Here is a 17648-nt window from a genome sequence, read left to right on the forward strand (position 1 = left end):
ATCTATTTATTAATGTACTTACTTCTTTCCCTTTGTAGCGAGTAAAAAGCTAACATCACTTTCTAACACTACTCTCTAACACAGCGCCCCTTCATTTTATCAACATATAAAAAAGGCCACTTAATAAAGTAGCCTTAGATTTAGATAATGGCATATTAGCGAGAATGATTAATGAGGTTGTCCACCAATCATTGATGTCATACGAATACGACGACCTTCACTGACTTCCATATTCGACAATACAGCTAATTGTGGCAGGCTACGGCGTAAGAAACGTGACAATAATGCACGTAACGCATGATTTACTAATAATACAGGAGCCCCTCCAGACATCTCTTGATGACGCACGGCATCAGCTGCTTGCTGTTCAATATTTTCAGCCAGTCCCGGCTCTAAACCGCCACCACTTTGCATTGCTTGAACAAGAATACGCTCTAAGCTTGCATCCAACCCGATGACTTGGATTTCATCTTGATCACCAAACCAGTGTTGTGTAATCGCACGGCGAAGTGCAACACGAACAACCGCCGTTAATTCAGCCGGATCTTTCTGCTCTGGTGCATGCTCTGCTAAGGCTTCTAATATGGTTCTCATATCACGAATAGGCACTTGTTCAGACAACAAGTTTTGCAATACTTTATGCAATACAGTGAGTGAAAGCATATCTGGGATCATATTTTCTGTCATTTTAGGGAGTTCTTTACTCACCCTATCAAACAGCATTTGTGCTTCTTGACGACCAAATAATTCCGATGCGTATTTCGTTAATGCATGGTTAAAGTGTGTTGCAATAACGGTACTTGCAGCAACAACGGTATAACCCTGAACTTGAGCTTGCTCTCTTAAGCTGTCATCAATCCAAACAGCTGGTAAACCAAATGCAGGCTCTTGAGTAATATCGCCATCTAAAGAGCCAACGGCATTACCCGGGTTGATTGCTAACCAACGACCTGGATGCGCTTCGCCGTGACCAATTTCAACCCCTTTCATTAGAATACGATAAGAAGAAGGTCTTAATTCCATATTGTCTCGGATATGAACAACAGGAGGAAGATACCCCGTTTCCTGAGCAAACTTTTTACGAATACCACTAATTCGGCCTAACAACTCACCATTTTGGCGGTTATCTACCATTGGAATTAGGCGATACCCTACTTCCATCGCTAATGGATCTTCAAGTTGTACATCTTCCCATGAAGCTTCAACAACACGATTTTGTTTTTCAACTTCTTCCATCTCTTTTTGTTGTTGCACTTCAGGATTAGCGTTACGGCGTAAGATATACCAACCTAGTCCACCTAATGCTGCGGTGAAGAAGAGGAAAACAAAGTTAGGCATTCCTGGTACTAAACCTAACAGACCTAGCACGCCTGCGGTTAACAGTAGAACACGAGGATTATCAAACAGTTGGGTAACCATCTGCTGCCCAACATCTTCATCTGTTGCAACACGAGTAACGATAACACCCGCTGCTGTTGAGATAATCAATGCAGGAATTTGAGCAACCAGACCATCACCGATGGTTAAAAGGGTATAAGTCGTTGCAGCATCGTTTAATGCCATTCCGTGTTGAGCGACACCAACGATAAGCCCCCCCACCACGTTAATCACAAGAATCATTAAGCCTGCGATAGCATCACCACGAACGAACTTACTCGCACCATCCATTGAACCGTAAAAGTCAGATTCCAACGAAACTTCTTTACGGCGTTTTTTTGCTTCGTCTTCGTTGATAATGCCAGCATTCAGGTCAGCATCGATTGCCATCTGTTTACCCGGCATTCCATCTAACACAAAACGCGCACCAACCTCGGCAATACGTCCCGCACCCTTAGTGATAACCATAAAGTTAATCAAAATAAGGATGATAAAGACCACAATACCGATAGCAAAGTTGCCACCAACAAGGAAATGGCCAAAGGCCTCAACAACGCGCCCTGCGGCTTCTGGCCCTGTATGCCCTTCCATTAAGATGATACGTGTTGAAGCCACGTTTAATGATAAACGTAACAACGTGGTAAACAGCAAAATAGTAGGGAAAGCAGCAAAGTCCAAAGTACGTCGAGTGAACATTGCGACCAACAGCACCATGATGGAGAGTGCGATATTAAAGGTAAATAATAAATCCAATAGAAAAGGTGGCAATGGCAATACCATCATTGACAGTATCAACAAGATAAGCACTGGCCCTGCCAGTATCTGCCACTGAGAACTTTTCCAATTTCCCGGCAAGCGGAGTAATGAGGCCAAATTAGCCATGACGATTATCTTCTCCAGCAAAGTCCAGTGCGGGAGGCACTGGCAAGTTCATAGGTTGTTTAGGTTTTAAACCACCTTCGGTTTTCCATCGTTTCAGTTGATAAACCCATGCAAGCACCTCTGCAACCGCAGCATAAAGGGTTGAAGGTATTGCATGGCCTATTTCACTGTGACGATATAACGCCCTAGCAAGCGGAGGCGCTTCTAGAAGCGGAATTCGATTTTCTGCACCAATCTCTTTAATTTTTAACGCAATGGCTCCTGCACCTTTTGCTAAAACTTTAGGTGCAGTCATTTTGTCGTTATATTGCAGTGCAACAGCATAGTGTGTTGGGTTCGTAACAATAACGTCAGCTTTCGGTACATCTGCCATCATTCGACGGCGAGACATCGCATGTTGTTGCTGACGGATACGCGCTTTAAGTTGCGGATCACCCTCTTGCTGTTTAAATTCGTCTTTAATTTCTTGGCGCGTCATACGTAGCTTTTTCAAATGGCTACGAATTTGGAAAATAATGTCGAATGCCACCATCGGTATCAGCATAAAAACCGTAATGTAGACGGCGAAAATCAGCAGTTGCATCGCATTGGCTAGCGCACTCAGCGGTGGAAGCGTGATCAGATGGAGAATATCGTTCCAGTTGTGCCATAAAAAAACTGTTGCGGCGATCCCCACAAAAGTTGATTTCAGTATCGCTTTAAATAACTCTGCTAACGCATTCATAGAAAAAATACGTTTTAACCCAGAAATAGGGTTCCATTTTTTAGGATCAAACTTAATGGATTTACTACTAAAGTTAATCCCACCTAATAAGGCAGAGCCACCAATTGCTACAAGTACTAAACCCAAAAATACGGGGGATAGCGCAAAAACAGCTTGTTTAATCAAGCTACCAAATCGAGGGATCAGCAAATTCTCATTACCAATAAGGTGATGATTAAACGTAAACCCTTCTGTTAGCATGGCATATAGCCCACGAGTGATAAATCCACCACTCATCCACAGCAAACTCACGCCACCCAAGATCATTAATACCGACGATAGCTCTTTAGAACGGACAATTTGCCCATCCTTTTTGGCTTTTTCCCGTTTATGGGGTGTGGGTTCCTCTGTTTTTTCGAGATCGCTATCTTCAGCCACAGTCTGTCCGATTTAGATATTGAGATTAAAAGCATGAATGAAATGACTCTAAGCATGACAAATTCAGAGGAAATTGATGGGCTGAACAATCGCAAATTTACGGGGCTTTTTGGGCTATGACGGCATTCACTGAAAAAACAATCCAATGATAAAAATGGAGATATAGGCAATATTGACGCTGATTATAAGGAAATCAGCAAAATTCACAGTAAAATTGAGTAATTTTACTTTTGATGATTATTTCAACAACATCAAAAGCCGCTTAAAAAAAGCGGCTTACATTTTCTTCAATAGCATGTGCTATTAAAGCATTATTACGTGATTTTTTATCCATAAAATACATCATCCTAAAAGAGCTGAGCATAGAGCGAATGCGTCCTGCATATCTCAACGTCCTTATCGCCCTAAAACTCATTAGAAGGTTAGAAACCTAAACTTTCCAGTAAATCATCAACTTGATCTTGATTTTTGATCACACCAGCGTTGTTTTTATTAACCTGTGGACCATTTAATAAAGAGTCAGTCTCTTTTTTCACATTAGACTTTTCAAGTTGCTCTGGTGGCAGGTTTTCCATTAATACCATCACGAGTTGTTTTTCAATTTCTTGAACGACACTCATCATGCGTTTAATTACCTGGCCGGTCAGATCTTGGAAATCCTGTGCCATCATAATTTCCAATAACTGACTGTTAGTAAAAGCCGTACTCTCAGGGATATCCCGCAAATAATTGCGGGTATCGGTTACAAGAGAACGTACATCTTTCAGCTCTTCTGGCTGTTCAAACCATTGGTCCCAACGTTCAGTAAGCTTAGTCGCATCGGCACCTAACGCATCCTGTTTAGGTTGCGCGGCTTCGACACAGTTCAATGTACGCTCAGCTGCCTGAGCGGTCATTTGAGCAACATAGTCCAGTCGTTCCCTAGCGTCAGGGATGGCTTCTGCTGCTTCGGCTATTGCTTTATCCAATCCTAATTCTCGCAAACTGTCGCGTAACATCCGCGTCAATTGTCCGATCCGGCTGATAATATCAGATGTCATTTCAATATTATCTTTCGGCATAATTGGATTCCCACTCATTGCGACTCCTTAGATGCCCAGTTTTTCAAAAATTTTATTTAGTTTTTCTTCAAGAATTGCTGCTGTAAAAGGTTTAACAACATATCCACTTGCACCAGCTTGCGCTGCTGCAATGATATTTTCTTTTTTAGCTTCAGCGGTTACCATGAGTACTGGTGTTGCTGCAAGTCCCGCGTCACTACGAATATTTTTAAGAAGCTCTAGACCATCCATGTTTGGCATGTTCCAGTCTGTGATCACAAAATCAATTGCCGAATTGCGTAATTTAGCTAACGCGTCAGCACCATCTTCTGCTTCTTCTACATTCGTAAATCCTAATTCCTTTAGCAAATTACGAACTATGCGGCGCATTGTTGAAAAATCATCAACCACTAAAAATTTCAGATCCTTACTTGCCATTGAAAACTCCTTCAAAATATATCGGCAAATTACTGTGTTGCTTTTTAAACTGAACTTAATCAGATACGCAATGATTGCGTGCTACTGATTTTCATCAGCACAGCTTTACTCATTGCGCTTATGCTTTTCACTTCGTCTACTGCGCCTAATTCAACCGCAGCGCGAGGCATACCAAAGACGACACAACTCGCTTCATCTTGTGCAAAGGTATAACTACCAGCGCGACGCATTTCTAATAAACCCGCGGCACCATCACTGCCCATTCCAGTTAAGATCACACCAATGGCATTACGTCCCGCATATTTTGCGACAGACCTAAATAGCACATCGACAGAAGGACGATGACGGTTAACCGCAGGCTCTTTATTAATGTGGATCTGATAGTTAGCACCATTACGACGAAGCTCCATGTGATAATCACCTGGCGCAATATAAGCATGCCCAGGTAATACACGTTCGCCGTCTTCTGCTTCTTTTACACTAATTTGGCATAAACGATTTAATCGTTCTGCAAATGAGTGTGTAAACCCTGCGGGCATATGTTGCGTAATTAATATCGCAGGGCTGGTAATAGGTAATGGTTCTAGAAAATTACGAATAGCCTCTGTGCCACCAGTTGATGCGCCTACAGCAATCAACTTTTCACTCGAAATCATCGGTGTAAATGACAATGATTTAGAAGGTGCGGCTTGTACTTCTCGGCGATTAATTCGTGCCAATGCTGCAGCACGAATTTTCTCGGCAATCAGTTCACTATAAGCCATCATACCTTCACGCAAACCAAGCTGTGGTTTAGTCACAAAATCAACTGCGCCCAGTTCTAACGCTTTTAACGTCACTTCTGAGCCTTTTGCTGTTAATGATGAGACCATAACGACAGGCATTGGTCTTAATCGCATCAGTTTTTCCAAGAAATCAATACCATCCATACGTGGCATTTCAACGTCTAACGTTAATACCTGTGGGTTGTACTTTTTTATTAAGTCACGAGCCACTATAGGATCTGGTGCACAATCAACAACTTCCATATCGCTATGACTGTTGATGATTTCTCGCATGATTTGACGCATTAACGCCGAATCATCAACACAGAGTACCGTTATTTTATTCATAACCTCTCCTTGCTGGTGTCAGCCCGTAAACGGTATGCCCATGCAAGTAGAAATCCTTGCTAAGCTGGCTTACATTTTCAGAATGTCCAACAAACAGCATTCCGTCTGGCTTAAGTAATGAGGTAAAGCGGTTAAGTAAGGTTTGTTGTGTCGCTTTGTCAAAGTAGATCATGACATTACGACAAAAAATCGCATCAAAACTGCCTTCTAAATCCCATTGCTTGTCGAGTAAATTCAAATACTGAAAAGAGACCATCTCGCTAATTTGCTGTCTAATTTTCACGTATCCTTCAAAATCGCCGACACCTTTGAGAAAATATTTTTTCAAATATTCATCATTTAATGTTTTAAGCTCTTCCCGGTAAACACCTTTTCGTGCTTTATCCAACACATTAGTATCGATATCGCTGGCAATAATTTTGGTTTTATAAGGGTTATTTCCAAAAACATCGCGTAAAGTCATCGCAATTGAATAAGGTTCTTCTCCAGTAGATGCAGCTGCACACCATACCCGGTAGACGCCTCCTGCTCTTTTTCTGGCATGTTTTGCCAAAATAGGAAAATGATGCGCTTCCCTGAAAAATGCAGTGAGATTGGTTGTTAATGCATTTACAAACTCTTGCCATTCAGGGTTGCGTACATCACTTTTAAGAAACGCAAGATAGTCACCAAAGTTATTCATCCGTAATTCACGTAACCTCCTAGTGAGACGGTTATAAACCATCTCCCTTTTGTTGTTAGTCAGCACAATACCTGCCTTTTGATAAATCAATTGGCATATAGATTGGAACTGATCATCGGACAACATAAACCGTTGGGTAAAAATATCCAACGGTTGAGCAGCGATATCTGATAAGACTTCAGTAACATTACGTTTCATTGTTTTTTAATGGGTCTTTTTAAAAAATGATTTTTTATCTGCTTTTTTCAACCCATTACCTTCTAGGGATGGCGAATTATTACTCTCATCCGCGTCAGGCAACTCGAATGCCGATACAGCATTAACAAGGTTATTAGCCTGATCTTCTAATGCTGCGGCAGCAGATGCTGATTGCTCCACCAAAGCAGCGTTTTGCTGTGTCACCTGATCCATCTGACTGACTGCATCAGCGACTTGGTGAATACCTCGGCTTTGTTCATCAGAAGCTGAGGCGATTTCTGCCATTAACTCAGTGACTTTATTTACTGATGTGACGAGTTCCTCCATTGTCTGCCCTGCATTATTAACGAGTTGAGAACCTTGAGAGACACGTAAAACAGATTCATCAATCAACAATTTAATTTCTTTTGCAGCATCAGCACTACGTTGAGCAAGGTTACGAACTTCTCCAGCAACAACAGAGAATCCCCGTCCTTGTTCACCCGCGCGAGCAGCTTCAACCGCCGCGTTAAGTGCTAATATATTGGTTTGGAACGCAATACCATCAATCACACTGATAATAGCCCCTATCTTTTGAGAACTTTGTGTAATCGCATCCATGGTTTCAACAACACTATGCGTGATTTGGCCACCACGTATAGCTGTTTCAGAAGCAGACTCTGCGAGCTTGCTCGCTTGCAGGGCGTTATCAGCATTTTGTTTTACCGTTGCTGTTAACTCTTCCATGCTTGCCGCAGTTTCTTCTAACGAAGCAGCTTGTTGTTCAGTTCTTGAGGATAAATCCGTATTTCCTTTGGAAATTTCTTGAATACCAGAATACATAGCATGGCTGTTATCACGAACGGTACGAATAGAACGCGCTAGCTCACCACGCATATCTCGTAGTCGTCTAAACACATCCCCTATTTCATCATCGGTGAAGACAAGAATTTCACGATTTAATTTACCAGTAGCAACATCATTAAAATAACGGCTTAAACTTGCGAAAGGTTTAATGATATTAAAACTTAGCCAGCGATGAGCGGCCAGTGATACAACAATAACCATCGCTATTGCACCGATAAACATCAAGATAGCAATAGTATAAGAGCGATGTCCTTGCTCTATAGATTCAGTAATTTCTGTCTGAACATAATTCATATAGGTATTAAATGAATTTTCCATCGCAGTTTGATAACGTTCTGTTGGTTGATCTAAAAAACCTTGAAAGTTACCGTTTTTTAACATGCTATGTAATTCAGTTAATGCACCATATAAAACGTGGTAGTCATTTTTTACTGCGTCAACTATCTCTTTTTCTTCTGTGGGTATAGCCTCTTTATTAACATCAGCAAGGAAATTTTGAAAATGGGTATTCGCCGTTTCCAAGCGTGAAAGTGCAATTGATTCAATAGATTGAATATAATCCGTTGACTGTTCAGTTTTCACTGCAATAGCTACACGATTAATCGCATTACGTGTTTGTATTAAAGATGCCCAACTTAATCCTAATTCATCTCGCTTAGATGTATCTATATCTACTCTGGTGATCTGTTCGTTATTCAAATGAACGATCCCTAGCGAAATACCACTAGAAATCACCTGCATAACGCAAAACATCATCAGTAATAAATAGAGACTGGTGGATATCTTTAATTTGCGAAACCTAAACATGCCTTCACCTCGTTTAAAGCGGTGGTTAAAAGCCACCGCTTGTCAGCCACTTGTTGTTGTTAGAAAGTTTCCCAGTTAGCGGGATCTTCAACACTGCTGCTCTTTTTCTTTTCTGAGGTTCCTGGTTTTATAAGTGGAGCAGCGGCTTTAACTACAGGGGTTGCATCCGATTCCTTTCTTTCTAGCGTTTTTTCTTCCTGACCCGGTAATTTGAAGATTGAAACTAAGCGGGTTAATGCAACTGCTTGATCTTCAAGACCAGCAGCAGCGGCTGCAGATTGTTCTACTAAAGAGGCGTTTTGCTGAGTGACACGATCCATTTCAGAAACCGCAAGGCCAACTTGTGAAATACCTCGGCTTTGCTCATCTGATGCAGAAGCGATTTCGCCCATGATGTCAGTAACACGCGTTACTGAATCCACGATACGCGTCATCGTCTCACCCGCACTTTCAACGAGTACAGAGCCCGTTTCAGTACGACTTACAGAATCTTCAATCAGTGTTTTTATTTCTTTAGCAGCTTCTGCACTTCTCTGTGCAAGATTACGAACTTCACCGGCAACTACCGCAAATCCGCGACCATGCTCACCGGCTCTTGCTGCTTCAACAGCCGCATTCAGTGCCAAAATATTGGTCTGGAATGCGATGCCATCGATAACTGCTGTGATATCGGTGATTTTCTGAGAACTTCCGGCTATGTCGTGCATTGTTTGCACCACATTAGCAACAACTTTTCCGCCTTGGCGGGCAATATCTGAGGCGTCATTAGCGAGATTACTTGCTTGGCGAGCATTGTCCGCATTCTGTTTCACGGTCGCCGTTAACTGTTCCATACTTGCAGCAGTTTCTTCTAACGAAGCCACTTGCTCTTCTGTACGAGCAGATAAATCATTATTTCCAGCAGCAATTTCACTTGTACTGTTATAAATGTTTTCCGTACTTTGATAGACACCACGAACAGTTTGAATAAGCTCTTGTTGCATATGTTTTAAACCACTTGCTAACAAGCTCATTTCATTGCGACCATTCACTTCGATATTTGGACGTAAATCACCTTCAGAGAAGGTTTTAATACTTAATAGAAGTGAATTTAATGGTCTAATTAAGGCATTACGTAATGCAAACCAGCATAGAATTAATGCCGAGATAACAATAATGGCTAACATAACCATAGTAATGACAGTACGTTGGTGAGAGGCTTCTAGTGCCACATTTAACTCTTCGTTAAATTTCTCATTGCGCATGACATATGCAAGATATTCTTTATAAAAAGCGTCTTGATAACCCGTCGTTGGTTGCTCAAAAAAGTCTTTTAAATTTTTATCTTGAAGTAAAATTTCCAATTGGTTTAATGCAGAGAAATATTCGATAAAACGCCCTTTTAGGCTACGAACATCATCTTCTGAGTGAACTTGATAAGCTGTAATATTCTTTTCAAATTCTTTAAATTTCTCGTCCGCACGAGACATATTTTTACGGGCAAGCCCCGTTAGATAGTCAACAGACAGAGAATCATCTACATTAAGATTTTTATCTTGTAATAAAAAACTAATCGCAGCGCGGTTAATGTTATTACGAGCTTGCAGTAAGTTAGCCCAGCTTTCATCTAGGCGCTCACGTTGATCCTGTATTATCAGTGTTTTATTAAGGTCATTTCTTGTCTCAACGATATTTGAGTAAAAAACTCCCCCTGAGACAAATTGCAAAACACCAAACAACAGAAGAATGGATAATAATCCAGTCACTATTTTCATTCGGCTAAACATAGTTTCCCTTTTTATAATAAACGGTAATGAGCAAGTTATCGGCAGACTTAAGAGAAACTTTATAGGATTCATTTCGTCTTAGTCACGTTTTTGCTCCATTAGAAAGCGGTGGTAATACTGTTTTTAATTAAAATTATAAGTATAAAAAACTTTAAAGTTATTTCCGTCAGTAGAAAAATATTACAGCTAGGTGATAGCTACTTATAAGTTAATAAATAATAAAATAGAACTTAACTAAAATTATTAGTTCTTTTTTATCTTTTAATTTTACTTAAAGTTAATTTGATGCTTTAGCACTCGCTAATAAAATAAAAAAGATAGAAATAGCTATTCCGGCAAAATTACCGGAACAGTATTTAGATTATTTTTTAAAAAATAAAAACTTATTTAGCTTGAATTGTTGCGCTATCGACTAATTCCATTTCTTCACTGTTGAGTAATTTTTCAATATCAACAAGAATAAGCATTCTTTCATCTAAAGTACCTAAACCTGTTAAATACTCAGTAGACATTGTGACTGCAAACTCTGGCGCAGGGCAGATCTGCTCTGGCTTTAGCGTAAGAACATCAGAAACACCATCAACAACAATTCCTACAATTCGATTTAATAAGTTAACCACAATAACAACAGTATTGTCATTATAAGTTACACTTTCTTGTGAAAATTTAATACGCAGATCAACTATCGGAACAATAACGCCCCGTAAATTAGTTACACCTTTAATAAAGCTAGGTGAATTAGCAATACGTGTAACTTGATCATATCCACGAATTTCTTGAACCTTTAAAATATCAATTCCATATTCTTCATCGCCCAGCGTAAAAATTAGAAATCCTTGTCCAACAGTTTCACCGGATAATTTCTCGAAATGTTCCGAAGCCATAATCTTATTTTATCCTCACTATTAAATGACTGCGCTTGCAGTTGTATTCTTTTTCTTATTCGTCATTTGTGTATGACTTAAACGTTGCAATTCTGGTACATCAAGAATTAAAGCCACACTACCGTCGCCCATAATTGTTGCAGCAGATATACCAGGAACTTTTCGGTAATTGCTTTCTATATTTTTAACAACAACTTGATGCTGACCAACTAATTGATCTACCAATAAAGCATAACGACGTCCGGCACTTTGAACAATAACCGCAATTGCTTGGGTAATATCAGTTTGAGCGCCTTCAATATTAAAAGTACGATGCAGTTCAATCAGTGGCAAATATTCCCCTCTGACCTGTAATAATTTCTCATCACCAGCCAATGGATAAATATCATCTTCTTCTGGCTGTAAAGAACTGACTACCGTTCCTAATGGTAAAATAAAGACTTCGTCATGAACTTTAACAGACATACCATCTAAAATTGCTAATGTCAGTGGAAGTAAAATACGAATGCGCGTTCCTTTACCAACTTCAAAACTGATTTGAATTTGACCACCCATTTCTTGGATATTTCGTTTTACAACATCCATACCCACACCACGACCAGAAACATCTGTTACTACTTCCGCGGTAGAGAAACCAGGTGCAAAAATCAGCATAGCAACTTCTTCGTTGCTCATATTTTCAGAAACTGCAAGCCCAGAGGAAATCGCTTTTTTCAAAATACGTTCGCGGTTTAATCCAGCACCATCATCAGTCACTTCAATACAAATATTACCGCCTTGATGTTCCGCAGACAGGGTTAATTGACCCGCTTCCGGTTTACCCACCGCAACACGATCGGCTGGCATTTCGATACCATGATCAAGACTGTTACGAACTAAGTGAGTTAAAGGATCGATAATTTTTTCAATTAAGCTTTTATCCAGTTCTGTTGAGCTACCAATCATATTTAGCTCAACTTTCTTATTCATTTTACCTGCAACATCACGCACAACTCGAGGGAAGCGACTGAAAACATATTCCATCGGCATCATACGAATTGACATAACAGATTCTTGTAAATCACGAGAATTACGCTGTAATTGAGCAATACAACTCAGTAAATCACTGTATATTGCAGGCTCAAGACTGCCACTGTGCTGTGCCAACATTGACTGTGTGATAACCAATTCACCTACTAAGTTGATTAGTTGATCAACTTTTTCAACAGCAACACGAATACTGCTTGATTCTGTTTTTGGTGTAGCTGCTGCAACAGGTCTTTTCGCTGGTGCTGCTGGTGCTTTAGCAGGTTCTGCCGCTGGCGTTACTTTTTCAGCAACGGGCTTTTGTACAGGTGCAGGTTGCTCAACTTGGCTTTCAACATGAGCATCATCAACAGTTGTTGTACTTTCTTCTGTAACTGTGTTTTTTTCTGGTGCTTTTTCTGCAACAGCCATTTTTTTAAACGAGATTTGTTCCGGTTCAATCACAAAACAAAGTACAGCGCTGATATCTTCTTCTGTTGCAGTGGTTTTTAATATTGCTTCAAGACCATGATGTTGTTTTTCAACTTGGCTAACCTCACCAAGATGCTTTAATTCATCAAGCATTAAATCAATATCTGTCTCTTTAAGATCAGACAAAATGATATGATGGTAATAATGTCCATCAGCCGCCATTGTCGATGCGACTTCGACCATGGTGTCTTCAACTTCAGTTTGCTCATTTTCAGCGTCAGATGACAAAATAGGAGTTTCAATCATTGTGGCCTGCGAGTCTGAAGCTTCAGATCCAGCAACAGCCTCAACTTGAGGAGCGGATTGTTCTTCTTTTACATCGAGAGCCAGCTGACGCAACTTCTCACAAATATAGTTAAATGTTTCCTCATCAGGTTCTTGTGAGTTTTTATGTGCATCCAATTGCTGTTGCATAATATCTTTCGCTTCCAGAAACAGGTTAATAATGTCGTCGGTGAGCGCCATCTCATGACGTCTTGCACTATCGAGCAAGTTTTCAAGCACATGAGTGGTCTGTTGAAGTTTAACGAAGCCAAATGTTGCAGCTCCTCCTTTTATGGAGTGTGCACTACGGAAAATCGCATTCATCTGTTCTTGATCTGGATTGGCAGGATCAAGTAACAGTAAATGCTGTTCCATATCAGCTAACAACTCATCTGCTTCATCAAAAAATGTTTGATAAAACTCAGTAATATCCATCGTTACTCATTCACCTTTACGCGATTACTAACAAATTAGGGGGCTGTTCCCTGCTTTGTAGTAATATTTGTCGATTGTGATGGCAAACTTTCCCCAGAAACTCCTGTTTCAACATTTTCCTTTTTTGATTCGGGAAGCTCAGATGCAGAAGACACAGACGAACTCGTCTGTGTGTTTCCTGCTTTTTCTTGTGGGGTTTCTTGCCCTGAAAGTAGAGGTTCAATTTCTGAAGCCTCTGTTACTGTCGGTGCAACCCGCTCATTTTCTTGTACAATTTTTTGTTCTGCTTGCTTCGTTAAGACCAAAATACTGATCCGTCGGTTAGCAGGTGCAAAACCATCCTCTTTAACTAAATGAACTGTTGATGCCATACCCACAACACGCAATACTTTCCATTCAGCTAAACCAGCACCAATTAGCTCTCGACGAGAGGCATTCGCGCGATCCGTTGATAGTTCCCAGTTACTATATTTAAAAGCGCCACTTGCATAAGGAATATCATCGGTATGACCCGATAAACTGATTTTGTATGGCGTGTCATTTAAAATAGGTGCAATTGCCGTCAAAATATCCTTCATATAAGGTTCAACGGTGGCACTACCGACTCTAAACATAGGGCGATTTGCTTTATCAATAATTTGAATACGCAAACCTTCATCCATCATGTCGATCAGTAAATGAGGCTTCAGATCTTTTAATCTAGGATCATTTAAAATGACTTGTTCTAAATTCTCTTTTAATCGGCGGAATTGTTGCTTTTCATTGAGCTGTTTATCTTCCTGGCCCTTTGGCAAAATATCACCTTCGTTGTAGACAGGATCACGCCCTCCTCCAGGAATAGGATTGGTTGCATCCCCACTAAATCGCCCTTTTTCAATAGCGACTTTTAATGGCGTACGAAAATATTCAGCTACACGAGTTAATTCTTGTGGGCTAGAGATTGAAAGTAACCACATCACTAGAAAGAAAGCCATCATTGCGGTCATAAAGTCAGCATAAGCTATCTTCCATGCACCACCGTGAGCGTTATGTTGCTTTCTCCCTCGCTTTTTAACTCGAATGATTTGTGAATTACTCTTCATAATTACTCTTCTTTCATTGCATCAGGATTTGCCTGCATTGGTGTCCGTACCTGACGTACATGCTCTTCCAATTCAATAAAAGAAGGTCTGTCTGCCAGAAAGAGGGTTTTACGTCCAAATTCAACCGCTATCTGTGGCGCATATCCATTCATGCTAGATAACAATGTTGTTTTGATGCACTCCATCATTTTCATTTGCTGACTAGAGCGCTGTCTGAGCCTAGAAGCTAATGGTGAAATAAAGCCATAAGCTAATAAAATACCTAAGAAAGTACCAACCATTGCGTGCCCAATTAATACGCCCATTTCACCGGCAGGTCTATCTGCGGCACCTAGCGCATTAACAACACCCATAACTGCGGCAACAATACCAAACGCAGGTAGTGAATCACCCATCGCTGATAAACCTGTTGCAGGGACTTCGCTCTCTTCCTCAAAAGTTGCAATCTCTTCATCCATCAGAGATTCAATTTCATAAGGGTTCATATTTCCTGTCACCATCAGACGCATATAATCAGTAATAAAACTGAGCATATAAACATCTTTCATAATGCGAGGATATTGGGAAAATATGTCACTTTGTTGTGGGTTTTCGATATCTCTCTCTAATGCCAACATCCCGTTTTGACGCGCTTTTGACAATAAACGAAACATGAGTGCCATTAAATCCATATACATCGCTTTATTGTAATTTGTACTACGAAGTAATTTTGGTAGGATCTTCATTGTCGCTACAATTGCTCTACCATTATTACCTACAATAAAAGCACCGATACCGGCACCAAAGATGATTATAAATTCGGCTGGCTGGTATAAGGCGCCTAAACTACCACCGACGAGAAGATATCCCCCGATGACGGCGCTCATAACCACGATATATCCTAAGAGTACTAACACGCGATATCCCTTTAGCTAATTTCGTTATAGAGAGAATGGCGAACATAGCAGCAAGAGATAGGAGGGGGAGAGGAAACGGTTCAGGTTATAGATAACTAAACTCTATAACCTGATATTTAACTTTCAATCTCGAATCACATTGCAAACTGTTCAAGACCATCCAACAGTTGTAAGTTAATATCGGCAGGATTGGCGGAAAGTTTACGTTTTTTTATTGCGCGAGAAGGTGGCTGGCAAAGACTACAAACATAATTGCTAGCTGGCTGGTGTGCGTGTGTAATAAATGAACCATTACATTTGGTACAAACGGAAAGTTGCAACATGCCACTTTCAACAAAGCGTACTAATGTCCATGCTCTTGTTAGTGCTAAAATAGGTTCTTGATCTTTAACAGGCGGACATTGTTCTAAGTATAAACGATAAGCTTTAACAACAGCCTCAACACCAACACAACCGCCATTTTTTAATAAAAAGCGATAAGCGTTATAAAACATTGAGGAATGGATATTTTGTTCCCATGTCATAAACCAATCCGTTGAAAATGGCAACATTCCTTTTGGAGGGGGGCTCCCTCTTAATTCTTTGTATAATTTAATTAAACGCCCCCGACTTAATTGAGTTTCACTTTCAAGCATTTGCAATCGGGCACCCAAGGTGATTAATTCCATTGCTAAGCGAATATCTTTCGCTTCTCGGACGATACTTTTCTCACTCATTGTTATGCCCGTTTCTTTGTCGCAGTAGTATCTTGTTCCGATAACTGACGAAACAAGTTAGAAGAAAGAAGAATGCCAGTATGAATTTGTTGCAAATCATCCACTCTAGATTCTTTAGTGAGTTGTTCTATTGTTTCGCTGTCTTCAAACCGGAAATTACAGATTAGTTGGTTTGTTTCAGCCAACTTAACCAATTGAGGTAATGTAAGCTCTGCCAGTGCATCCGCCATCGCGTCACTAATCCCAAGCCGAAACATTGCAGAAGCCTTTTCTTGGTTAATTAACCTTTGCGCTAAAAGCAAATACGATAAATTTATGTCATAAATATGCTTAAGCAATTCAACCGTACTCATCTCTTTACATCCCGTTCGATTATATTGAACAAAGAGGATCTCCCTAATGAAAGATCCCGAGGAAATTAATATAAATGTAATATTAAATTTCCAGGCCCCATTTTATGAACATGACACGTAGTAACACTACCTTGTATTACTTAGTTACGGTCATTTTCAAAAGTAGCGAAAAAAAACATTTAAATTAAAAGTAAACTTTAAATGCTCGCCAATATAGCTCGTTAAGAATAATCCTAACGCAACAACTTTACTCCTTAACGATTAAGTTATTCAACGGATAAAGTAGTCTAATTTAAATACTATGTGAGTCACATCACAAAAAGATAATCATTATTATGGAATTAGTTCATTAACTATTCAAGTGATAAAAGTAATAAAACTTGGTGTAAATTAATAAGCTAATCTACCCAAATTAAAATATTAATGATAATTTTTTATTTTATACGATCTATTAAACTTATAAACCTAAAAATACAGCATAAAAATTTGACAAATCCGCAATTGTAGATTTTTTTGATCACAGTAACATATATTGATATATCTCCTCCTCATCTTTATCTAAACGAGCTTCCCAAATTTAATAAATATTTCTATAGATATTATTTTTTTCATCATTTACGTAAACCTTCAGAAATGATCACTTTTTATTTACAATTTGTTTGAAAAATAACCCATTCTAATTATTTATAGTTATCCTAAATTTTTTTATTATTTATCACTTGAAATTATTCTTTAAAATCAACGTGATAACATATTGCATTTATTAAGCAGGATGATAAGTCATATAAAATTAAATTCTTAGTTATGCATCTTCACCCTTAAATCATTGAATATTTATTTCCACATTATTAAAGTTTCAACTGTAATAATACAATTTAACTAATGATTATTAAGTACTATTTAACACTTAAATTACAGAACTCTTAATAAGAGTTTTATTGATTGCAAATTAGTCACAGAGATATAATATCCACATATAAGTAAGTTTTATTTATGAATTGCAGTGTGTTTTATGAACAGTATAAGTTTTAAATTACCACAAGTTTAATATTAAAATAAAAGAAAGTTTTTATTTAATTAAATTAAAAATAACTGTAATTTAATTATCAATTCAAAATAGAATATTAAAATAATACAACATTTGATTTAAGTAAAATTTAAAAAAATAAGTATTTTTTTATAAAATAAAGTCATAATTTATGAATATAAAAACAAAATTAAAATTCTCTTAT

14 protein-coding genes are annotated in these 17648 nt (G+C 39.1%); all 14 read right to left on the bottom strand.

Features of this window, described 5'->3' with window-relative positions:
• Window positions 1–168: 168 nt before the first annotated feature.
• Window positions 169–2259, bottom strand: a complete 2091-nt coding sequence (flhA, locus tag CBE70_RS18155; RefSeq protein ID WP_100160429.1) for a flagellar biosynthesis protein FlhA — start codon at window positions 2257–2259, stop codon at window positions 169–171.
• On the bottom strand, window positions 2252–3400 hold the full coding sequence (flhB, locus tag CBE70_RS18160; RefSeq protein ID WP_100160430.1) for a flagellar biosynthesis protein FlhB: 1149 nt from the start codon (window positions 3398–3400) through the stop codon (window positions 2252–2254). Before flhB ends, flhA begins: the two co-directional genes overlap by 8 nt.
• Before the next feature lie 422 nt (window positions 3401–3822).
• Complete coding sequence (gene cheZ, locus CBE70_RS18165) at window positions 3823–4479, bottom strand: protein phosphatase CheZ (RefSeq protein WP_099075775.1); 657 nt, start codon at window positions 4477–4479, stop codon at window positions 3823–3825.
• 9 nt (window positions 4480–4488) lie between these two features.
• A complete protein-coding gene (cheY, locus tag CBE70_RS18170) occupies window positions 4489–4878 on the bottom strand; it encodes a chemotaxis response regulator CheY (protein ID WP_023581807.1) in 390 nt (129 codons plus the stop codon).
• Between the two features lie 59 nt (window positions 4879–4937).
• Window positions 4938–5990, bottom strand: coding sequence for a protein-glutamate methylesterase/protein-glutamine glutaminase (locus CBE70_RS18175; RefSeq protein WP_100160431.1), 1053 nt, complete (start codon window positions 5988–5990; stop codon window positions 4938–4940).
• Window positions 5983–6870, bottom strand: coding sequence for a protein-glutamate O-methyltransferase CheR (gene cheR, locus CBE70_RS18180; RefSeq protein ID WP_100160432.1), 888 nt, complete (start codon window positions 6868–6870; stop codon window positions 5983–5985). The genes CBE70_RS18175 and cheR overlap by 8 nt, the downstream gene beginning before the upstream one ends.
• A gap of 6 nt (window positions 6871–6876) precedes the next feature.
• The gene (locus CBE70_RS18185) at window positions 6877–8523 is read right to left on the bottom strand and encodes a methyl-accepting chemotaxis protein (protein ID WP_100160433.1); all 1647 of its coding nucleotides are present in this window, start codon (window positions 8521–8523) and stop codon (window positions 6877–6879) included.
• A 59-nt stretch (window positions 8524–8582) separates the two neighbouring features.
• Window positions 8583–10289 (bottom strand): methyl-accepting chemotaxis protein, encoded by a 1707-nt coding sequence (locus CBE70_RS18190; RefSeq protein WP_100160434.1) that lies wholly within the window; start codon window positions 10287–10289, stop codon window positions 8583–8585.
• 383 nt (window positions 10290–10672) lie between these two features.
• Entirely contained in the window at window positions 10673–11173 is a 501-nt protein-coding gene (gene cheW / locus CBE70_RS18195) for a chemotaxis protein CheW (RefSeq protein WP_023581802.1), read from the bottom strand.
• 21 nt (window positions 11174–11194) lie between these two features.
• Window positions 11195–13369: a chemotaxis protein CheA gene (gene cheA / locus CBE70_RS18200; RefSeq protein WP_100160435.1), complete on the bottom strand. Its 2175-nt coding sequence runs from the start codon at window positions 13367–13369 to the stop codon at window positions 11195–11197.
• A gap of 35 nt (window positions 13370–13404) precedes the next feature.
• Entirely contained in the window at window positions 13405–14451 is a 1047-nt protein-coding gene (gene motB, locus CBE70_RS18205; RefSeq protein ID WP_100160436.1) for a flagellar motor protein MotB, read from the bottom strand.
• A 2-nt stretch (window positions 14452–14453) separates the two neighbouring features.
• Window positions 14454–15347 (bottom strand): flagellar motor stator protein MotA, encoded by an 894-nt coding sequence (gene motA, locus CBE70_RS18210; RefSeq protein ID WP_100160437.1) that lies wholly within the window; start codon window positions 15345–15347, stop codon window positions 14454–14456.
• A gap of 134 nt (window positions 15348–15481) precedes the next feature.
• Window positions 15482–16063, bottom strand: coding sequence for a flagellar transcriptional regulator FlhC (flhC, locus tag CBE70_RS18215; RefSeq protein WP_006533207.1), 582 nt, complete (start codon window positions 16061–16063; stop codon window positions 15482–15484).
• Between the two features lie 2 nt (window positions 16064–16065).
• A complete protein-coding gene (flhD, locus tag CBE70_RS18220; RefSeq protein WP_072063484.1) occupies window positions 16066–16416 on the bottom strand; it encodes a flagellar transcriptional regulator FlhD in 351 nt (116 codons plus the stop codon).
• Window positions 16417–17648 lie beyond the last annotated feature (1232 nt).

The sequence above is a fragment of the Proteus columbae genome, from assembly GCF_002777965.1.
Taxonomy (GTDB): domain Bacteria; phylum Pseudomonadota; class Gammaproteobacteria; order Enterobacterales; family Enterobacteriaceae; genus Proteus; species Proteus columbae.

What these genes read in the sequence shown, in the direction of transcription:
- cheA (WP_100160435.1), bottom strand. Translation starts at nt 13,369, where the DNA reads ATGGATATTACTGAGTTTTATCAAACATTTTTTGATGAAGCAGATGAG.
- flhA (WP_100160429.1), bottom strand. Translation starts at nt 2,259, where the DNA reads ATGGCTAATTTGGCCTCATTACTCCGCTTGCCGGGAAATTGGAAAAGT.
- flhD (WP_072063484.1), bottom strand. Translation starts at nt 16,416, where the DNA reads ATGAGTACGGTTGAATTGCTTAAGCATATTTATGACATAAATTTATCG.
- motB (WP_100160436.1), bottom strand. Translation starts at nt 14,451, where the DNA reads ATGAAGAGTAATTCACAAATCATTCGAGTTAAAAAGCGAGGGAGAAAG.
- CBE70_RS18190 (WP_100160434.1), bottom strand. Translation starts at nt 10,289, where the DNA reads ATGTTTAGCCGAATGAAAATAGTGACTGGATTATTATCCATTCTTCTG.
- flhC (WP_006533207.1), bottom strand. Translation starts at nt 16,063, where the DNA reads ATGAGTGAGAAAAGTATCGTCCGAGAAGCGAAAGATATTCGCTTAGCA.
- cheZ (WP_099075775.1), bottom strand. Translation starts at nt 4,479, where the DNA reads ATGAGTGGGAATCCAATTATGCCGAAAGATAATATTGAAATGACATCT.
- cheR (WP_100160432.1), bottom strand. Translation starts at nt 6,870, where the DNA reads ATGAAACGTAATGTTACTGAAGTCTTATCAGATATCGCTGCTCAACCG.
- CBE70_RS18185 (WP_100160433.1), bottom strand. Translation starts at nt 8,523, where the DNA reads ATGTTTAGGTTTCGCAAATTAAAGATATCCACCAGTCTCTATTTATTA.
- cheW (WP_023581802.1), bottom strand. Translation starts at nt 11,173, where the DNA reads ATGGCTTCGGAACATTTCGAGAAATTATCCGGTGAAACTGTTGGACAA.
- CBE70_RS18175 (WP_100160431.1), bottom strand. Translation starts at nt 5,990, where the DNA reads ATGAATAAAATAACGGTACTCTGTGTTGATGATTCGGCGTTAATGCGT.
- cheY (WP_023581807.1), bottom strand. Translation starts at nt 4,878, where the DNA reads ATGGCAAGTAAGGATCTGAAATTTTTAGTGGTTGATGATTTTTCAACA.